Raw genomic sequence first — 17,916 nt, 5'->3', positions numbered from 1 at the left:
GACCTGGCGTCTTGTTTTCCCGATAATATGATTGGGCTCTTAGGGTTAGAAGACGGTACACGGGTGATAGGTACCGGTTTTGGTGCGCCCGGCGTTGTCGCGGGCGAACTGGTCTTCACAACCATCATGTCCGGTTATGAGGAGGCGCTGACCGATCCCTCTTATCATGGAGAGATGCTGTTGTTCACTTATCCTCTCCAGGGCAATTATGGGGTGAGCGGGGACGATTTTCAGTCGGACGGGATGTGGCCCAGGGCCATGATCTGCAGGGAGCACTGGGACCGTCCGACTCATCACCGCCTGAACAAAACCCTCAATCAGTTCTTGCTGGATGAGGGCCGGCCTGGACTGTGCGAAGTGGACACCAGGATGCTCACCATTAAGGTGAGAGAACAAGGGGTGCTGAAGGCCGCGGTTGCCGTGGGTGAGAAGGACGAGATAATGGATCTGGATGTGGTGGGCCTGGCCCGATCCCAGCCGGACATATCCAGCCAGGACCTCCTGAGGGATGTCACCTGCAAAAAGCCCTACCGGATTGAAGGCCGGGGCAAGAGGATCGCGGTGATCGACCTGGGGATCAAGAGGAGGATATTGAGAAGCCTGTCAGATAGGGATTTTGATCTGATGGTGCTCCCTGCACATAGCACGATTCAGGATATAGAAGCGGCTGGACCTGATGCCCTGTTTCTGTCCAATGGCCCTGGGGACCCGGAGAGAGCGGAGAAGGCCATCCAGGCCGTGCGCCATTTCGCTGGAGAGATGCCCATATTTGGCATATGCCTGGGCCATCAGGTCATATCCCTGGCCCTGGGAGCGGAGACCTTCAAGCTCAAGTTCGGCCATCATGGAGGCAATCAGCCGGTCAAAGACCTGGGGAAGGGGATCGTCTACATCACCTCTCAGAACCATAACTTCGCTGTAGTTCCCTCCTCCCTGGAGGGGACAGGGCTGGAGGTCACCCAGCTTAATGCCAGCGACGGTACGGTGGAGGGGATCCAGAGTAAGAGCCTGGATGTCATCGCGGTGCAGTATCACCCTGAGGCCTATCCTGGGCCTCATTGCACCACCGATCACTTCTTCAGCTCAGTGGTGGGGGTCATGGATAACAAGAAGGGCAAGCATGGCAAGGATGACAAAAATGGCAAAAATGACCGGGCTGTGCCGGGGAGGGGATAGAGGATGCCCAAAAGAGCGGATATACATAAGGTCCTTCTCATAGGCTCGGGGCCCATTCAGATCGGCCAGGCGGCGGAGTTTGATTTCTCCGGGTCTCAGGCCTGCAAGTCCCTGCGCGAGGAGGGGATTGAAGTGGTCCTGGTCAACTCCAATCCGGCCACCATCATGACCGATCCGGACACCGCGGACAAGGTCTATATCGAGCCTCTGGAGCCGGATATCGTCGCCAAGATCATTGAGAAGGAGAGGCCGGATGGAATCATCGCCGGCATCGGCGGCCAGACCGGGCTGAACATCACCTCCGAGCTGGCAGAGATGGGAATTCTAGAGAAGTACAATGTGGAGGTGCTTGGGACCTCAGTCAAATCCATTCAGGAGGCTGAGGACCGGGACCTGTTCAAGCAGGCCATGCAGAAGGTGGGCGAGCCGGTGCCAGAGAGCCGGGCGGTCAACACTTTGGATGAGGCTCTGGAGGTTATGGAGGAGCTTGGTCTGCCCCTGGTGGTCAGGCCCGCATATACATTGGGCGGTTCGGGAGGAGGCATAGCCAAGACCCGGGAGGAGCTCTTGCAGATCTGCGACCTGGGGCTGAAAAGGTCCAGGATCAGCCAGGTGCTCCTCGAAGAGAGCGTGGGGGGCTGGACGGAGCTGGAGTATGAGGTGATGAGGGACAGCAATGATACCTGCATCACCATCTGCAATATGGAGAACATGGACCCCATGGGGATTCACACCGGCGAGTCGATAGTGGTGACCCCCATCCAGACCCTCACCGACCATGAGATTCAGATGCTCAGGAGCGCGGCCATCAATATCATCCGGGCTCTGAAGATCGAGGGGGGCTGCAACATCCAGTTCGCGGTCAAGGATGGCGAGTACCGGGTGATCGAGGTCAACCCCCGTGTATCCCGCTCCAGCGCCCTGGCCTCCAAAGCCACCGGCTATCCTATTGCCCGGGTGACGGCCAAGATCGCCATTGGCATGACACTGGATGAGATCAGAAACGATGTAACCCGGGAGACGCCGGCATCCTTTGAGCCGATGGTGGATTATGTGGTGGCTAAGATCCCCCGCTGGCCGTTTGACAAGTTCGTCCGGGCGGACAAGACCCTTACCACCGCCATGAAGTCCACCGGCGAGGTGATGGCCATCGGCAGGAGCTATGAGGAGGCGCTCTTGAAGGCCGTACGGTCTTTGGATATCGACAAGGATTTCGGATACAAGGGAAAGTATGCCACCTGGACGGACGAGGAGCTGCGGGATCTGCTAGTGAATCCCACAGACGACCGACTGTTTGCCATCTATGAGGCTCTGAAGAGGGGGACGAGTCCCGAGGAGATATCGGATATCACCGGCATTGGGCCCTACTTCATCTACCGGATTGTAAATATCGTCCGGATGGAGGAGGAGATAAGGCGGGCTAAGGGAACAAACGAAAATTCCGTTATGGATGCGGATACCCTGCGTCGGGCGAAGAGGACGGGCTTTACCGATGAGCAGATCGGATCGATGGTGGGACGAAGCCGGGAGGAGATAGCTGACCTGCGCCGCTCCCTGAAGATCATTCCCACCTTCAAGATGGTGGATACCTGCGCTGCGGAGTTCGAGGCCACCACTCCATATTACTACTCCTCCTATGACACCCAGTGCGAGCTTGTGCCCTCCGGCCGGAAGAAGGTCCTCATCCTGGGCTCGGGCCCTATCCGGATCGGCCAGGGGATAGAGTTCGACTACTGCACCGTTCATGCGGTCATGGCCCTGCGAGAGCAAGGGATAGAGGCCCATATTATCAATAACAATCCAGAGACCGTCTCCACCGATTATGATACCTCGGACAAGCTGTTCTTCGAGCCGGTCACCCTGGAGGATGTGATGAACATCATTGAGAAAGAGGAGCCCCACGGCCTGATGGTGCAGTTCGGCGGCCAGACGGCCATCAACCTGGCTCTCCCTCTGGAAAAGGAGATCGCTCGCCTGGGGCTGAAGACGAAAATTTTAGGCACCTCGCCCGACAGCATCGACCTGGCTGAGGACCGGGAGAGGTTCAATGCCCTCATGACCAGGCTGAACATCCCCCAGCCCAATGCGGGCATCGCCTTCTCACCGGCTGAGGCGCGGGAGGTGGCGGCAAAGATAGGCTATCCTGTCCTGGTCCGGCCCAGCTACGTTTTAGGGGGCAGGGCGATGGAGATCGTCTATGATGAGAAGGGACTGGACGTGTACATGCAGGAGGCGGTGCGGGTCTCGAGGGAGCATCCGGTCTTGATCGACGACTTCCTGCAGGATGCGGTGGAGATAGATGTGGATGCCGTCTGCGACGGAAAGGATGTGCTCATCGGCGCCATCATGGAGCATATCGAGGAGGCGGGCATCCACTCAGGCGACAGCGCCTGCATGATACCGCCCCAGACATTGCCCGGCGTCGTCTTAGAGGTGGTGCGGGATTATGTGCGCAAGATTGCCCTGGGCCTGGGTGTGATCGGTATCGTCAACCTGCAGATGGCTTACAAGGACGGCACAGTTTATGTCCTGGAGGCCAACCCCCGATCCAGCCGGACCATACCCTTCGTCTCCAAGGCCACCGGCCTGCCCCTGGCCAAGATCGCGGCCAATGTGATGATCGGCAAATCATTGGCCGAGCAGGGGTACACCAGGGAGCCTAAGGTGCCCTATGTGGCGGTAAAGGAGGTTCTCCTGCCCTTCGATAAGCTGCCCGGGGCGGATGCCCTCCTGGGCCCGGAGATGAGGTCCACGGGAGAGGTGATGGGCATTGACTACCAGCTGGGCCTGGCCTTCTTCAAGGCGGAGCTGTCCGCCTACAATCCCCTGCCCCTGGGGGGAGTGGTCTTCATATCGGTCAAAGACGAGGACAAGGCGGCAGCGGCTGTGGCGGCGAGGAAGCTCGTCGATGCAGGCCTGGATATCATCGCCACGGACAATACCGCAGAGTATCTCTCAAAATCGGGAATAAAGGTGGAGAGGGTGCAGAAGATCTATAACGGCAGCCCCAATGTGCTGGACTATATGAAGCGGGGGGAGGTGAAGCTGATAATCAACACTCCCACCACCAAGCAGTCGGTGAAAGACGGCTATCAGATCCGGAGGAGTGCGGTGGACTATCATGTGCCCTATATCACCACCATCCAGGCGGCGCAGGCGGCGGCCGATGCCATTCTCCTCGCCGGGAAGGATCAGGTCACCATCAAGGCCCTGGATGAGTATCATCGGGAGGTCTATTACACCTGATGGGGTTTGGGGAGTTGGGCAGGATGGCGGGTAAGATGCATTCTCGTCCCTGCAGAATTCTCTCCCCGCGCGCCCTCTCTTTGCCTGACCGAAGCCTTTATCTGCGAGGAAAGATAGGAAACCTGCTTGCGGGCCCGTGGTCTAGCTGGTTATGACGTCGCCTTGACATGGCGGAGGTCATGCGTTCGAATCGCGTCGGGCCCACCTATCAGCCCAAGTAGCTCAGTTGGGAGAGCGTCAGACTGAAGATCTGAATGTCCCCGGTTCGAGTCCGGGTTTGGGCATATAAAATTCTTAAAAGATATCGATGGCATCATATAACTCTCTATGCTTTCAATATTCATAAAAACCTTTTTAATAACGTCGGGGTGTAGGGGCAGAGAAGACCCCTCTCCTTCAGGGGAGGGAATGAATCGTGCCCCACCGTTGTGCAGAAAACTATAAACACAATCAACCACATAACAAGCATCTATGCTCAAGGCATATAAATTTAGGATCTATCCAACAAAGTCCCAAAGGACGAAGATGGAGAGGACCCTAGATCTATGCCGGTGGACATACAATCAGACCTTAGCATACCGAAAAGATGCTTGGGAGAAAGAAGGCAAATCCGTATCCAAGTACGAGACGCACAATCTTCTTCCAACTTGGAAAGAAGAGAAGCCTGAACTTAACGATGTCTTTTCCCAAACCCTTCAGAATGCCCAGGAAAGGGTGGATCTTGCTTTGAAGGCGTTCTTCCGAAGAGTCAAAGCCGGAGAGAATCCTGGATATCCAAGATTTCGGGGAAGAGGTTGGTATGATTCTTTTACCTATCCTCAGAAGGGGTTCAAGCTCAATGCTGGTAAGCTCTATCTTTCCAAGATTGGTAATATCAAGATCAAGCTCCATAGATCCATAGAAGGCAAGATCAAACGGCTGACCGTAAGGAGAGCTGCGACAGGCAAATGGTTTGCCTGCTTTTCTGTGGAGATCGAAGATCAACTTAAGCCTCCCTGGAAAGACGGTTCTCTCGTTGGTATAGATGTTGGTCTGGAAAGCTTTGCGACTCTTTCCAATGGTGAGACGATAGCTAATCCTCGATTCTTCCGAGAAGAGGAAACGGAACTCGCCAGAGTCCAAAGGAAGCTCTCAAAAGCACCGAAAGGCACTCCAGAGAGAAAGAAAGCTCTTCGGATGGTTGAGCGGGTCCATGAGAGGATCACTAACAAGCGATGCGATTTTGCCCATAAGGTTAGTCGGTATCTGGTTAACAGGTTCGGATTGATTGCCTTTGAAGATCTTAGTATTCAAAATATGCTCAAAAACCATTGCCTGGCAAAATCCATCTCAGACGTGGCTTGGAATATGCTTGTGACTCTGACCTCGTACAAGGCTGCAAGTGCCGGTTCGATGGTAGTACTGGTAGATCCAAGAAATACGTCTAAGATGTGTTCCAGGTGTGGCATTCTGGTTGAAAAGACGCTTTCTGATCGCGTCCATAACTGCACTCAGTGCGGGCTATCCTTGGATCGAGATTGGAATGCGGCAATCAATATACTCAGATTGGGACTACAATCTGTCGGAATAAAAACCGTAGAAGCCTGCCCCTTTTAAGGGGTGGGAGTAGTCACACCTTATTAATCTGATTTCCTATCACTGATTCCTTTCTCTCCTCCTGATTAATCATATATCTCAGCCCCATAAGCGTTACTAGATCGACGAAAAGGTCAAAGAGTTCATAGAGCTGGATGTCAAAGAAGTCGAAGACGTGAACGAAGAAAATATAGATCAGCATCGAGTTCTCGAAAAGATGGTAAGCTTTGAGCCTGTCTTTTCGTATGGTTAGAATCCCTGCCACAGAGAAGCTGCCTGCTAGGGCTGTGAAGCCCAGACGGAGCCAGTCGGCCAGGGGCAGGGACGGCAGAGTTAGGCCCAGGATGGTGAAGGGAAGGATTAAGGCCAGGATCATGAGGATCAGGATATAGACTATCTTCTTCATGGTCGATGTCCCCGAGACAATGGCCCTGTATACTCCCAGGGAGGCTAGGGCGAAGATTGCCCAGAAGACGGCATTCTGTATGCCTATGGTGAGGTAGATCACTTCTATCAGGGAGATCAGGGAGTTTAGGAGGAAGAAGGCTATCAGGAACTGGATAAACCATCTCCTCCCGATCATCCAGCTATAGAGGCTCTCGGCTCTGGTCTTGGCAGCGGCGTAGACTTTGGGCTCAGGACTTAGAAGAGAAGGCAGATCAGGTATCTCATCAAGGCATCCTGTGGTCTCATTTGAGCCCTTTAGGCATGCCTTTTGGGCTGCGCTCCTCTTCAGTATGCTTCTGGCCATCTGTATACCATAAGCTTCATCGCCCTTGAGGACCGCCTCCTTGGATATCTCAAGGAGATTAACCTGTCTCTCTTTCTCTGTAAGATAGCTTCTGCTGCTTATCTTCTTAATGAGGACAAAAAGGAGGACGAAGGCGATGTAGATCAGCCCGATGGTTGGTTGGAAGAAGTAATTGTTGTCGCTGGTGATGAACTTCCCCAGCTCGTCTATGAAGGCGCCAAAACCAAAGCCTCCCAGGACTGCAGCTAGACTCTTTGAGTAGCTGCCCAGAAAGGTCAGGAGGATCAGTATGGAGATCAGCATGGCGAGACCTCCAATTAATACATGAGCTATATGGAAACCGCCGCCGCTTACTTGGGGGTAACCTGTAGCTCCCAGAAAGAACCTTATGGTCAGGACGGTGGTCACGGCCGTGACTATAAATATCTCCAGGATGCTGCCCGCATACATGTTGCGGGCGAGCTTTCCCTCCCACGGGCTCTTGATCATTTCTCTTTCCTCTAGATTTGTCTCCAACCCTGCTGTAATCTTTTTCAGATAAACACTTTTCCAGGGAAAGGGTACAACCCTGTCCCTTTATGATAGCAATATGTAAATAGCTCATGTCCAAATCCATATCCGGGGATTTCTTCTTGGAGACTTTTCCATAGCTTCGCAAGCCGTATAGTAGCATCTATGCTCCCGTTACAGCCGTCGACCGCTATCAATCTCGATTCTAACCATTTTTTAGGCTTTGGGCATCGTTTTTTGACCATAAATCCACTTCAGTATGTCAAGAAGTTGAGACCTAACCTCCCGGATCAAATAGGAGCATAAACCGATCAATATCAATTATGAAGCCTCTATTTTGAGAAATAACTCATATTAGCCTTGCGTGGCGAAAGGTATTTATACTTTATGCGCCTACTTATATTGAGGCACATAATGAAACCCACTAGAAGAATCAAAGTGAAAAATGGTATCGAATATTGGTATGAAGAAACACCCTATTATGATAAGGAGAAGAAGCAGATCAGACATAGATCAAAATATTTAGGCAGAAATGTCGATGGCCAGCCGGTCCGGATGCGTTCCGCTCCATCTGAGATCAAAGAGAAGACAAAGAAGAAAACTGCAGAAGTCAAGTCATCTTTTGATTATGGTTCTATACTTGTGCTCCAGTCAATAATGGAAGAACTTAACTTAGATCGCTATCTAGAGAACCTATTACCCTCAACCGAGGCGTCCATGATTCGCGCATTGGCATTCAACCGAATCATAAGACCTACGGCAATGAAGAACGTCGATTCATGGTACGAAGGGACCGCTCTTGCTCTTGAATCTCCTCAAATCGACCTTGCCAGCCAGCGAGTAAGTGAACTTCTCTGCCGGGTGGGTGAAAGCAATATCCCTGACCGCTTTATGTCCCAACTGATTGAAGGAACCAGCACCAAAAGCACTCTCATTTACGATATTACAAGCCTATCAAGTTACTCTCAACTTATCAACCTTCTTGAGTATGGATATAATCGCGATGGAGCGGATCTTCCGCAAATTAATATGTCCTTGATTATGGATAAGGACAAAGGAATCCCTGTGATGTATGACATCTTCCCTGGAAGCATTTCTGATGTCAGTACGCTTTCCGGCACTTTGAAAAAGATTAAAGCTCACGGAGTCCAAAACTATGTTGCTGTGATGGATCGGGGATTCTTTAGCTTGGGCAATCTCTGTGAGTTGTTGGACAATAAAATTTCGTTTGTCATGGCTGCTAAGTTGCAGTTGAATGATCTGAAGCAACTAATGACCGAAGCGCAAAAGGACATCGATGACGTAAAATACCTGCATAAGTTTAACAACGAGCCAATTTTTGCTAAGCCAATTACATATAATATTGATAATATGGAAGTCCGCGGGTACGTGTATTATGATCCTAAATTGGAGCAAAACGAGAAGCAGACCCTTCTTAGCAGGTTGTACGATATTCGAGAAGAGCTGCTCAAGGTTCGCTTGAAGAAGAACAGCAGTCCTCAAGTGGCTTTTAAAGAGAAAGCGCGAGGATTCGGAAACTTCTTTGAATGGAATGTGGTAGATAATCGCTTTGATGTTTCGATTAAACAGAATGCTGTGACTCAAAGAATGAATAAAATGGGTAAGTATATCCTGTTCTACTCAGGGGACTTCGACTGGCTAAATTGTCTTTCTCTTTATCGGGAGCGCGATGAAATCGAAAAAAGCTTTAAGGCTCTGAAGAACGAAATCGATATCCTTCCGCTGAATACTCATAGTGAAAAGACAACAAGAGGCTTCATCTTCGTCGCTTTCCTGAGTCTAATCATTAGGACGAGGTTGATCAATATGATGAGAGAAGCGAAGCTACTGGATAAGTATTCTGTTGAACTCTTGCTTCTGCAATTGGAGAAATTGAGAAAAATCACTTTGGCGGACGGACAGATATTAGTCACCGAAATGACAAAAAAACAGAGGGAAATACTTCAGGCGCTAAACCTGTGCGCCTGAACTTTTCGGGAGGTTAGGTTGAGATCAAACATCCAGAGTCATCTGATTCGCACTAATTTACATTTGAGCTGCAGATTCATGGCGATGAGGGCAATTCTGCCGAATATGGGCTTGCCATTTCTAATTCCTGCCAGCGAAAATCCGCTCTCTTTTTCATGCCTCTTCGCTATAATTAGAGTGAAGTCTCTGATGGATCAAGCTAATTATATTTAATCATCAATCATAAAGCTCAAATAGGAATTGATAGGATAATTATCATCAGTTAGGAGGGAATTGAACTGAAGAGAATGCTGATTTTGGCTGCATTAGTGGTTATGTTAATTGGCATGGCTGGAGCTGCCAACTACATGTACGAAAAGGCATCAGTCAAGGGTGTCGGTTACAAAAATGTAGAGATGATCATCTCCACGCAGACAGGTTTTAACGGTGACAAACTTGTCGAGAAGGAGTCTGGCTCTGGCAATGTGATCGCCGAGAGAACAGAGCTTGAAGCTGAGAGACAGCTCAATAGACAGTCCTTCCCCTTATATTGGGATATGTGGATAGACGAGCCGATTTGTGATTATCCAACGGGTTTTGTTCCAATGGACTACATCAACTTCACCAAGGAGGCTGAGTTCGAGTACATGCCCGTCTCTTACCAGACTGGCACTTACGACCAAAAATGGATTGAGAAGCTGTGCGTGCAGAACTACAGAATCGGCGCTGTGCTGACTGAGATGTATACTCATGCCGAGCATCTGCAAAAGACCACCGAGGTCAAGACAAGGTCATACGGCTTTTGTCCTTATTGCTTGACTGATGCATACCATGAGGGCTATACGCTGGATAAGGATTGTTGCACTGGAGTTCTTGAAGCAAACCTCAACAGCAACGTCATCGGCGTTGCTCATATCGGCTGGATCTCTAGGGATCCTGCGCCCAACAAGCTGCTCAAGGGCCGCCATGCTGAGTACGGCAGATCGGTCGAGGATTTGACCGGCGTCTTCGCCATTCAAAAGTTCATACAGCTCTGGGGTAATTCCACCTGCGGCGCAATCAGCGTTGATTGGCTGCCCTGCGTGTAATCGCAGCCAATACCCATCTCCTTTTTTCAACTTGGTCTGCATTATAGCAGGATGTGCTGCAGCGGCAAGAAACTCTGTGCATTCTCATCAATTCCAGACAATGTCAAAGAACCAAAGCCTGGCTTAAATATCGTCGGGATCTGGCCATCACTTCGGTGATCGGCTCCTCCGACAAGGGCGCTGTGGATTTTCGGCGCTGGCCTGCCTGGGACTTGAGATCTCATTCTCTTGGTGATTTCTTTGGGGTGGAAATGATCTTTTCAGCTTGAAGCTTGAAGCGAAAGGTTTTATATCGGCAATTAACGTATAGTATGTTGGCGAAAGTCGATGGCTATTTTTCCCTCCTACATCCAATTGACTTTTGCCTCCCTCCTTCTTATCCATATTTCAGATATTTCAGGAGTTATGGGGCATAATGGCTGGCCTGGCCAAAAGCTCCATTTATGGTATCTGGGTTCAGAATCGATTTTGTAGAAGGGAATGGGACCACAACGATCTTTCCTCTCATCAATAGATGTCAGGCTCATTATCTACATATTTAGATAGCGCCTGCTGCGAGAGTCTCATAAGTCCTCTGGTGATTTCTCTCTCACCGCTAGATTCCTCCAGGTTGTAAGGGAGATCTCGGGTTATGATCCGGCGCTCTAGAACCTCGCACATAGATATTACCTGGTAATTCTTGCTATTTAGATCTTAATAGCCAGGGACGTGGCTTTCATAGCCATCCAATAGTGATAGGACCGGTTGCCTTTCTTTGTGGGATTGACCTTCTCCACCACCCACACACAAGAGATTTTCCAGCCCGCAGCATACATCTATGAGTCTTCATTGGCTGATATTTATCCTCCAATTGCCGTCCGCACTGATGTCTAGGCAGTATATTCCCCTATCTTCTATGCCTGTTGCTTTTGATCCATCAAATGGGCCAATTTCGTTTACCAGGAGATCAACCATCTCCCCATTGCTATCCAGCAGCCATATGGCAAAATTTCTCTTCCCATCATGCTCCATTTCGAACCGTGCCAGTCCCGGGCCTAACTCGAATAATGGGGGGACTTGTTGTCCTGTTCCGCTAAATGTGATTGGAACGCTTTGGGCAGTCTCGGGTCTTGGTTGGCTTATATCCACCAGCCATGGACCATCAGCCTCTATATCCAAAACAAAGTCATCCGATTGAGATATCCCCACGGCCTTTGCGCCATCAAAATCCTCGACCTCATTGGCCAGCAGATCGACTTTATTACCACTGCTATCCAGCAGCCAGACGGCGAAGTTGCTCGAACCGGAGTGCTTCATGGAGAATATCGACAGGCCTTCATCCAGGAAAAACTCCTGTGATGCCTCCTGGCCATCTCCTGAAATGCTGATATTCTCAGGTTCGGCCATCGTTTCCGCATATGCGATGCATGGCCCTATCAGGAACAAAGATAACGCTAAGATTATAATCGATCTCATTCGATCCCTTTATGCTCAGTCTTTATCTGGAAGATCTATTTAAAAAACCTTCGGGTTTGCATACGGTACTCCCGTGTCCGCGGGCGGCTCGTAGACTTGTGTGCGCCGGAGATTGCCACCTGGATCTGCTCAGAGGGCGTGGATTACTGTTGGGATGTCTGTCTCCAGAACATCGCGCCTTATTCTAAGAGCTTTCTAAATTCTTCCTCTGTTATTTCAAGCTGTTTTAAAATTTCGTACAAAAGCCAGCCTCCAATCTCGCTATTGCCATGTATGGGAATGGTTGTGGCTCGGCCATCGGGATGTTTCCATCTGGCATGGCTGCCCTTTTGCCTTACCACTCGAAATCCAAGTTTTCTGGCTGCTTTTTGCAGGTCTTTAGCTTTGGCAGGCATGAGTAGCCAACGCATCAATATCCGCGGGAAGCATGCGCCCTTCTTCTTTGTACTCATCCCGTATCATCTCGAAGACGTTTGTCAGCTCCATCTGAGCCTCCTGGGGGGTCTGGCCCCAGGCATGGCAGCCAGGAATTGCAGGTACATAGGCCACAAATGTACCATTGTCTTCGGGGCGAAGGATTACAGTGTAGTCATAAAGGCGTTTCATTGGTCTTCAATTTCTCCTTTTTCAGATATAAATCTACGCAAAAGAGCCTTATGACTGCCAGTCTTCACAATGACTCTCGGACCTTCTAACTTTCTGGCCTCGGCATAGATCTTCGAGGCATGCAGAGTATCGCCTATCTCATGACAGTCTGCTATGCTTCCACCAGCCTGCCTTCCCGGCGCAGCTCGCCAGTTGCTTTCATCACCAGATCAAAATCAAGCTCAAGATCCCTTGCTGCCTCATCTGGATAGGCTTCCCCTCTGGCCTTGTAGTAGCCCAAAATCTCTTTCTTGGCCGTCTGGAAATCGACTTCCCTGCATTTGATGACCTTGATTTCAGACAATCTGTGCCTGATGGCGTCTCTGACAAAATCGGACTCATTGAGGTACAATCCCGCCTCGAGCAGCTCCCGGATCTGCGCTGCTTCAGCGGGCGCAATCTTTGCCCCTATTGATACTGACGCAGGCGGAGGCATTCCTTTCTTCGAAGCGTCCATATGTTAATTATGGTGAACTTTGGAGGGTTTCGAAAAACTAATCAATCGAAATGTTTATATACTATTAATATCATAATATTTGATGTATGAGGACGCTCATAGATTTTGCCATGCGAGAAGAATATTCTCGGGTTAAAGCTCTCGGCGATGATCTCTCCGATATTAACTCTTTAATCAATTGGGATCGATTCAGATTTTTAGAACCATTGATCTATAAGAATAAAACTAGCCATGGAGGTCGTCCAAACATTGATATTGTAATTATGGTGAAGGCACTTGTACTTCAGAGTTGGTTTGGTTTATCAGACCCAGAACTGGAACGCCAAGTTACGGACAGAATCTCATTTCGAATTTTTCTTGGCACCACAGAAGTGATTCCAGATTTCAGCACAGTTTGGCTATTTCGCGAGCGACTGATCGAATGTGGCAGATACGAGGATCTTTGGAAAGAGCTCCAGAATCAGCTTGATGAGAAAGGATTTGCCGTAAAGAAGGGCACAATTCAGGATGCTACTTTCATAACATCTGATCCAGGGCAAAAGAGGAATAAAAAAGATCAGAAAGACCAAGATAAAAAGGATCCCAATTTAGAAGCCATCAAGGCGAGACCGACTCCTGATTTTGATAAAGACTTGCTCAATATTTCTAATAATATCGTTAGCAGCAATGCCAAACCAAAGAGACTTGATGATGGTCCAATAAATGAGGGGACTTGGGCAAAAAAGGGCAGCAAATCATTTTTCGGTTATAAGGGCCATATTCTAATCGATACCGAGTACCATCTTATCCGAAAAATCGAGACAACAACAGCATCTCTTCATGATAGTCAGGTGGACCTTGGAATCAATGGATTACCACGTTACGCCGATAAAGGATATAGCGGTGCCAAGACACAAGGATACGATGCTGCGATGAAAAAAGCTGCAAGAGGTCATAAGCTGGGAATCAAAGACATTCTGAGAAATAAAAGGATCAGTAGAAAGCGATCGCAAATCGAAAGATGTTTTGCGGTTATGAAACGAGCCCATAATGCAGGTCATGTTTCTGTAACGACTATCGCCAGAGCAGGGATAAAATTCATGATGAATTCAATCGTTTACAACATAGAGCAGTTGAAATATTTAGGGCGTGTTCCTTCAACATGGTAGCGTATCATTTTTGCTGTAAAATTTGCAGAAATATCAGTAACAAGAACTGACTTGCTCTTCACGAGATAACAGCAAGTTATTTCTTCATGAGATATTATAATTGGCCCTGTATCCCCAAGTCGTCGAAACTTTGGGAGGGACACAGAGCCATGAATATATCCGACATAGCAGATGATTATCTTATCGATCGAAAAGAGGGCATGAAGAAGCTGACCGCGGGTTTTCTGAATGAGGTAATGCAGCTTGAGGCTGAAAATCAAATCCAGGCCCGTCCCTATGAACGGACTGGCAAGAGACGAGCACACCGCAACGGAACGAGATCGCGAAAACTAAAGACCATCTACGGCGAGATAGAGCTTGATAAACCTCAAATCCGAGAATTCCCATTCGAAACCGCAGTATTCGAGAGATTTTCTCGTGTGGAAGACTCATTAAGAGTTGCTGTAGCAGAATCTTATTTTGAGGGAGTATCAACCAGAAAAGTCGAGAAAGTATTCTCGAAGTTTGGATTAAAGAACATATCTGCATCTGAAGTCTCAAGAATTGCTAAAAAGCTGGATAAATTGGTCAAAGATTTCTTGAACAGGCCCATCGAAGGATCAATCCCCTACATATTCGTGGATGCAAGCTACTTCAAGGTCCGAACAGATGGCAGATACGTAAATAAGGCATTGCTCGTTGTCGTTGCCATTCATGATGATGGATATCGCGAGATCCTCAGTGCCACGGTGGATGATAGCGAAGATGAATCCTGTTGGGAAAACTGTTTTGAAAGCTTGAAGGCTCGAGGACTTAAAGGAGTCAAATTGGTGATATCTGATGCGCATAAAGGGATACAAGCAGCCGTCCAGAAGTCATTTCTTGGAGCATCTTGGCAAATGTGTAATGTTTCACTTTATGCGTGCTGTGCTCAAGAACATACCTAAGAAAGAGAAAAAGGAGGTCGCCTACATGCTGAAGGATGCTATTGAAGATGAGTTCAAGATGCAGGAGCTGGCTGTCATTCTTGATGATAAAGGATTCAAAAAGTCGGCGGATACGATTGATAGCTTCCGATTTGACCTTTGGAACTATAAATCGTTTCCCAGATCGCACTGGAAAAGGATCCGAACAACTAACGTCCTGGAGAGAATCAACAAGGAGCTGAAACGAAGAAGTCGTGTGGCTGGAGCCTATTCAAATGATCAGTCGCTTCTGAGGGTGGCGGTTTGCATCATGATGGACATTAACGAGGATTGGATAACAGGTAAAAGGTATTTATCATTGGAAGAGTAGAGTGGAATCAGGATACAGGGCCACTGTGAAATTACAGCAGATATGGCACGCTACCTTCAACATAGCGGAGGCTATGAAAGTGCACGAGAGAATAGAGAAAAAGCAAGGCAAAATGCAGAAAAAGAGGCTACATAATGGATGAATTGACCTAAAAACAACCATAAAGATTGAAAATATTAACGCAGGAATTTAAAGCTCTTCTAATTGGTGCTAAATCGAAACCCTCCATTGATATTGTAATTATGGTGAAGGCACTTGTACTTCAGAGTTGGTTTGGTTTATCAGACCCAGAACTGGAACGCCAAGTTACGGACAGAATCTCATTTCGAATTTTTCTTGGCACCACAGAAGTGATTCCAGATTTCAGCACAGTTTGGCTATTTCGCGAGCGACTGATCGAATGTGGCAGATACGAGGATCTTTGGAAAGAGCTCCAGAATCAGCTTGATGAGAAAGGATTTGCCGTAAAGAAGGGCACAATTCAGGATGCTACTTTCATAACATCTGATCCAGGGCAAAAGAGGAATAAAAAAGATCAGAAAGACCAAGATAAAAAGGATCCCAATTTAGAAGCCATCAAGGCGAGACCGACTCCTGATTTTGATAAAGACTTGCTCAATATTTCTAATAATATCGTTAGCAGCAATGCCAAACCAAAGAGACTCGATGATGGTCCAATAAATGAGGGGACTTGGGCAAAAAAGGGCAGCAAATCATTTTTCGGTTATAAGGGCCATATTCTAATCGATACCGAGTACCATCTTATCCGAAAAATCGAGACAACAACAGCATCTCTTCATGATAGTCAGGTGGACCTTGGAATCAATGGATTACCACGTTACGCCGATAAAGGATATAGCGGTGCCAAGACACAAGGATACGATGCTGCGATGAAAAAAGCTGCAAGAGGTCATAAGCTGGGAATCAAAGACATTCTGAGAAATAAAAGGATCAGTAGAAAGCGATCGCAAATCGAAAGATGTTTTGCGGTTATGAAACGAGCCCATAATGCAGGTCATGTTTCTGTAACGACTATCGCCAGAGCAGGGATAAAATTCATGATGAATTCAATCGTTTACAACATAGAGCAGTTGAAATATTTAGGGCGTGTTCCTTCAACATAGCGGAGGCTATGAAAGTGCACGAGAGAATAGAGAAAAAGCAAGGCAAAATGCAGAAAAAGAGGCTACATAATGGATGAATTGACCTAAAAACAACCATAAAGATTGAAAATATTAACGCAGGAATTTAAAGCTCTTCTAATTGGTGCTAAATCGAAACCCTCTTTGGTTAAAAAGGATACCGTTCGGTTCTTATACGAAGTTCAGAATTCAACCGCAAACTACAAGTATATATAACGATTATATAGATAGTTTGCCGCTTCATGCAAAGGGTGGCGGGTGTGTCGTGGGCTTAACGTATTCCGATAATGCTCTGTTTGGCAAGGATGATTCAAGCGCTGTCCCCATGGGGGGCAGTTTGCGGTCGCATACAGATCGGATCGCTTTCCTTGTTCCAGGAGATGCATGTCGTCGTGGCACTGCATTCGGCTACGAGCCTGGGAGATGAAACTTCGGCAGCAAAAAAAAGTTGCGCACTGTAACTGGTGCAGTAATCTGCCGAAAGCATCTCGCGCTAATACACGACCGGGACATGTTGCGGCACAAAGGCCAAAGGCGAGAGGCGAGCATTAGGCCCAGTGAGTTCGGGTTCCTGCAATTTGGACGCTGTGGCAAAATTCCAGTGCTAATGAGCCTCGAGCCCGGCTTAAATATCGTCGAGCTTCGGGCAGGGTCAGGCCATCACTTCGGTGATCGGCTCCTCCGACAAGGGCGCTGTGGATTTCGGCGCTGGCCCGCCTGGGACTTGAGATCTCATTCTCTTGATGATCTCTTTGGGGTGGAATTGATCTTTTCAGCACTGAAGCGAAAGGCTTTTATCTCGGCAATTGACGTATAGTATATTGGCGAAAGTCGATGGCTATTTTTCCCTCCTACATCCAATTGACTTTTGCCTCCCTCCTTCTTATCCATATTTCAGGAGTTATGGGGCATAATGGCTGGCCAGGTCTGCAGCACCATTTATGGTATCTGGGTTCAGAATCGATTTTGTAAAAGGGAATGGAACTACAACGATCTTTCCTCTCATCAATAGATGTCAGGCTCATTATCTACATATTTAGATAGCGCCTGCTGCGAGAGCCTCATAAGTCCTCTGGTGATCTCTCTCTCACCGCCAGATTCCTCCAGGTCGTAAGTGAGATCTTGGGTTATGATCCGGCGCTCTAGAACCTCGCACATCGATATTACCTGGTAATTCTTGCTATTAAAATCTTGGTAGCCAGGTGTTAGTTGTTCCTGAAATCAACAACGCGTATTGGGGAGACTACCAAGAAGGACCATAGGCCGAAAGGGATATATCCGTTTCAGTTAGGATTATCTATTCATGGCAGAGGCAAAGAACCAAGAAGTCAACCAAGAAGTTATCCAGGATGCAAACGAGGCCGCCTTGCAGGAGTTTGAAGCGGGCCTTGCCCGAAGCATCAGTCAATACAAAGCTGGTTTAGTTAAGACCTTCAAGACCAAAGAGGATTTCTTAGACCACCTGAAGAACCTTGAGTAA

The 17,916-nt window shown here is 48.4% G+C and carries 14 protein-coding genes, 2 tRNA genes and 2 pseudogenes; 12 read left to right on the top strand and 6 right to left on the bottom strand.

The annotated features are described in order from the left end of the window. The first annotated feature begins 27 nt into the window (after nt 1-27). The 5 genes from carA (at nt 28) to MCON_RS04420 (ending at nt 6,018) form a co-directional block, all read left to right on the top strand. Nucleotides 28-1,176: a glutamine-hydrolyzing carbamoyl-phosphate synthase small subunit gene (gene carA, locus MCON_RS04440; protein WP_048131886.1), complete on the top strand. Its 1,149-nt coding sequence runs from the start codon at nt 28-30 to the stop codon at nt 1,174-1,176. Between the two features lie 3 nt (nt 1,177-1,179). Further along, entirely contained in the window at nt 1,180-4,422 is a 3,243-nt protein-coding gene (carB, locus tag MCON_RS04435; protein WP_013718823.1) for a carbamoyl-phosphate synthase large subunit, read from the top strand. A 130-nt stretch (nt 4,423-4,552) separates the two neighbouring features. After that, nucleotides 4,553-4,626, top strand: a tRNA-Val gene (locus MCON_RS04430). Between the two features lie 7 nt (nt 4,627-4,633). Continuing rightward, nucleotides 4,634-4,706, top strand: a tRNA-Phe gene (locus MCON_RS04425). 187 nt (nt 4,707-4,893) lie between these two features. Then, nucleotides 4,894-6,018: an RNA-guided endonuclease InsQ/TnpB family protein gene (locus tag MCON_RS04420; RefSeq protein ID WP_013718822.1), complete on the top strand. Its 1,125-nt coding sequence runs from the start codon at nt 4,894-4,896 to the stop codon at nt 6,016-6,018. A gap of 13 nt (nt 6,019-6,031) precedes the next feature. Here the strand turns inward: MCON_RS04420 and MCON_RS15100 are convergent, their stop codons facing one another. Beyond that, complete coding sequence (locus MCON_RS15100; protein WP_013718821.1) at nt 6,032-7,237, bottom strand: hypothetical protein; 1,206 nt, start codon at nt 7,235-7,237, stop codon at nt 6,032-6,034. A gap of 435 nt (nt 7,238-7,672) precedes the next feature. Here MCON_RS15100 and MCON_RS04410 point away from each other — a divergent pair, with 435 nt between their 5' ends. Both MCON_RS04410 and MCON_RS04405 read left to right on the top strand, forming a co-directional pair. Continuing rightward, nucleotides 7,673-9,247 carry an IS1634 family transposase gene (locus MCON_RS04410; protein ID WP_013718820.1) on the top strand — a complete coding sequence of 525 codons (1,575 nt, stop codon included), beginning with the start codon at nt 7,673-7,675 and terminating at the stop codon, nt 9,245-9,247. A gap of 287 nt (nt 9,248-9,534) precedes the next feature. After that, complete coding sequence (locus MCON_RS04405; RefSeq protein WP_013718819.1) at nt 9,535-10,314, top strand: hypothetical protein; 780 nt, start codon at nt 9,535-9,537, stop codon at nt 10,312-10,314. A gap of 825 nt (nt 10,315-11,139) precedes the next feature. Here MCON_RS04405 and MCON_RS04395 read toward each other — a convergent pair. From MCON_RS04395 to MCON_RS04380, 4 genes are all read right to left on the bottom strand, one after another. Continuing rightward, the gene (locus MCON_RS04395; RefSeq protein ID WP_157863669.1) at nt 11,140-11,700 is read right to left on the bottom strand and encodes a hypothetical protein; all 561 of its coding nucleotides are present in this window, start codon (nt 11,698-11,700) and stop codon (nt 11,140-11,142) included. 248 nt (nt 11,701-11,948) lie between these two features. Then, the gene (locus tag MCON_RS04390) at nt 11,949-12,164 is read right to left on the bottom strand and encodes a type II toxin-antitoxin system HicA family toxin (protein ID WP_013718814.1); all 216 of its coding nucleotides are present in this window, start codon (nt 12,162-12,164) and stop codon (nt 11,949-11,951) included. After that, nucleotides 12,148-12,375, bottom strand: a complete 228-nt coding sequence (locus MCON_RS04385; protein WP_013718813.1) for a type II toxin-antitoxin system HicB family antitoxin — start codon at nt 12,373-12,375, stop codon at nt 12,148-12,150. Before MCON_RS04385 ends, MCON_RS04390 begins: the two co-directional genes overlap by 17 nt. Before the next feature lie 151 nt (nt 12,376-12,526). Further along, nucleotides 12,527-12,871, bottom strand: a complete 345-nt coding sequence (locus MCON_RS04380) for a ribbon-helix-helix domain-containing protein (protein ID WP_232844340.1) — start codon at nt 12,869-12,871, stop codon at nt 12,527-12,529. An 86-nt stretch (nt 12,872-12,957) separates the two neighbouring features. Between MCON_RS04380 and MCON_RS04375 the strand changes: the two genes are divergently transcribed. The 4 genes and pseudogenes from MCON_RS04375 to MCON_RS04365 all read left to right on the top strand — a co-directional run. Next, the gene (locus tag MCON_RS04375; RefSeq protein ID WP_013718811.1) at nt 12,958-14,019 is read left to right on the top strand and encodes an IS5 family transposase; all 1,062 of its coding nucleotides are present in this window, start codon (nt 12,958-12,960) and stop codon (nt 14,017-14,019) included. 149 nt (nt 14,020-14,168) lie between these two features. Then, nucleotides 14,169-15,294, top strand: a pseudogene (locus MCON_RS04370) (IS256-like element ISMco4 family transposase). Between the two features lies 1 nt (nt 15,295). Then, the gene (locus tag MCON_RS16390) at nt 15,296-15,436 is read left to right on the top strand and encodes a hypothetical protein (RefSeq protein WP_162144995.1); all 141 of its coding nucleotides are present in this window, start codon (nt 15,296-15,298) and stop codon (nt 15,434-15,436) included. A gap of 76 nt (nt 15,437-15,512) precedes the next feature. After that, nucleotides 15,513-16,418 (top strand): annotated as a pseudogene (locus tag MCON_RS04365) (IS5 family transposase); the annotation flags it as partial. 1,023 nt (nt 16,419-17,441) lie between these two features. Here MCON_RS04365 and MCON_RS16020 read toward each other — a convergent pair. Continuing rightward, nucleotides 17,442-17,594, bottom strand: a complete 153-nt coding sequence (locus tag MCON_RS16020) for a hypothetical protein (protein ID WP_013718806.1) — start codon at nt 17,592-17,594, stop codon at nt 17,442-17,444. A 145-nt stretch (nt 17,595-17,739) separates the two neighbouring features. On the opposite strand from MCON_RS16020, the gene MCON_RS16015 reads away from it, so the two are divergent. Further along, entirely contained in the window at nt 17,740-17,916 is a 177-nt protein-coding gene (locus MCON_RS16015) for a hypothetical protein (protein WP_013718805.1), read from the top strand.

The sequence above is a fragment of the Methanothrix soehngenii GP6 genome, assembly GCF_000204415.1.
Classification (GTDB): Archaea; Halobacteriota; Methanosarcinia; order Methanotrichales; family Methanotrichaceae; genus Methanothrix; species Methanothrix soehngenii.
Note: the sequence above shows the minus strand (reverse complement) of the source record. Positions and strands in the feature narration are given on the sequence as shown.

What these genes read in the sequence shown, in the direction of transcription:
- carA (WP_048131886.1), top strand. Translation starts at nt 28, where the DNA reads ATGATTGGGCTCTTAGGGTTAGAAGACGGTACACGGGTGATAGGTACC.
- carB (WP_013718823.1), top strand. Translation starts at nt 1,180, where the DNA reads ATGCCCAAAAGAGCGGATATACATAAGGTCCTTCTCATAGGCTCGGGG.
- MCON_RS04420 (WP_013718822.1), top strand. Translation starts at nt 4,894, where the DNA reads ATGCTCAAGGCATATAAATTTAGGATCTATCCAACAAAGTCCCAAAGG.
- MCON_RS15100 (WP_013718821.1), bottom strand. Translation starts at nt 7,237, where the DNA reads ATGATCAAGAGCCCGTGGGAGGGAAAGCTCGCCCGCAACATGTATGCG.
- MCON_RS04410 (WP_013718820.1), top strand. Translation starts at nt 7,673, where the DNA reads ATGAAACCCACTAGAAGAATCAAAGTGAAAAATGGTATCGAATATTGG.
- MCON_RS04405 (WP_013718819.1), top strand. Translation starts at nt 9,535, where the DNA reads ATGCTGATTTTGGCTGCATTAGTGGTTATGTTAATTGGCATGGCTGGA.
- MCON_RS04395 (WP_157863669.1), bottom strand. Translation starts at nt 11,700, where the DNA reads ATGGCCGAACCTGAGAATATCAGCATTTCAGGAGATGGCCAGGAGGCA.
- MCON_RS04390 (WP_013718814.1), bottom strand. Translation starts at nt 12,164, where the DNA reads ATGCCTGCCAAAGCTAAAGACCTGCAAAAAGCAGCCAGAAAACTTGGA.
- MCON_RS04385 (WP_013718813.1), bottom strand. Translation starts at nt 12,375, where the DNA reads ATGAAACGCCTTTATGACTACACTGTAATCCTTCGCCCCGAAGACAAT.
- MCON_RS04380 (WP_232844340.1), bottom strand. Translation starts at nt 12,871, where the DNA reads ATGGACGCTTCGAAGAAAGGAATGCCTCCGCCTGCGTCAGTATCAATA.
- MCON_RS04375 (WP_013718811.1), top strand. Translation starts at nt 12,958, where the DNA reads ATGAGGACGCTCATAGATTTTGCCATGCGAGAAGAATATTCTCGGGTT.
- MCON_RS16020 (WP_013718806.1), bottom strand. Translation starts at nt 17,594, where the DNA reads ATGTGCGAGGTTCTAGAGCGCCGGATCATAACCCAAGATCTCACTTAC.
- MCON_RS16015 (WP_013718805.1), top strand. Translation starts at nt 17,740, where the DNA reads ATGGCAGAGGCAAAGAACCAAGAAGTCAACCAAGAAGTTATCCAGGAT.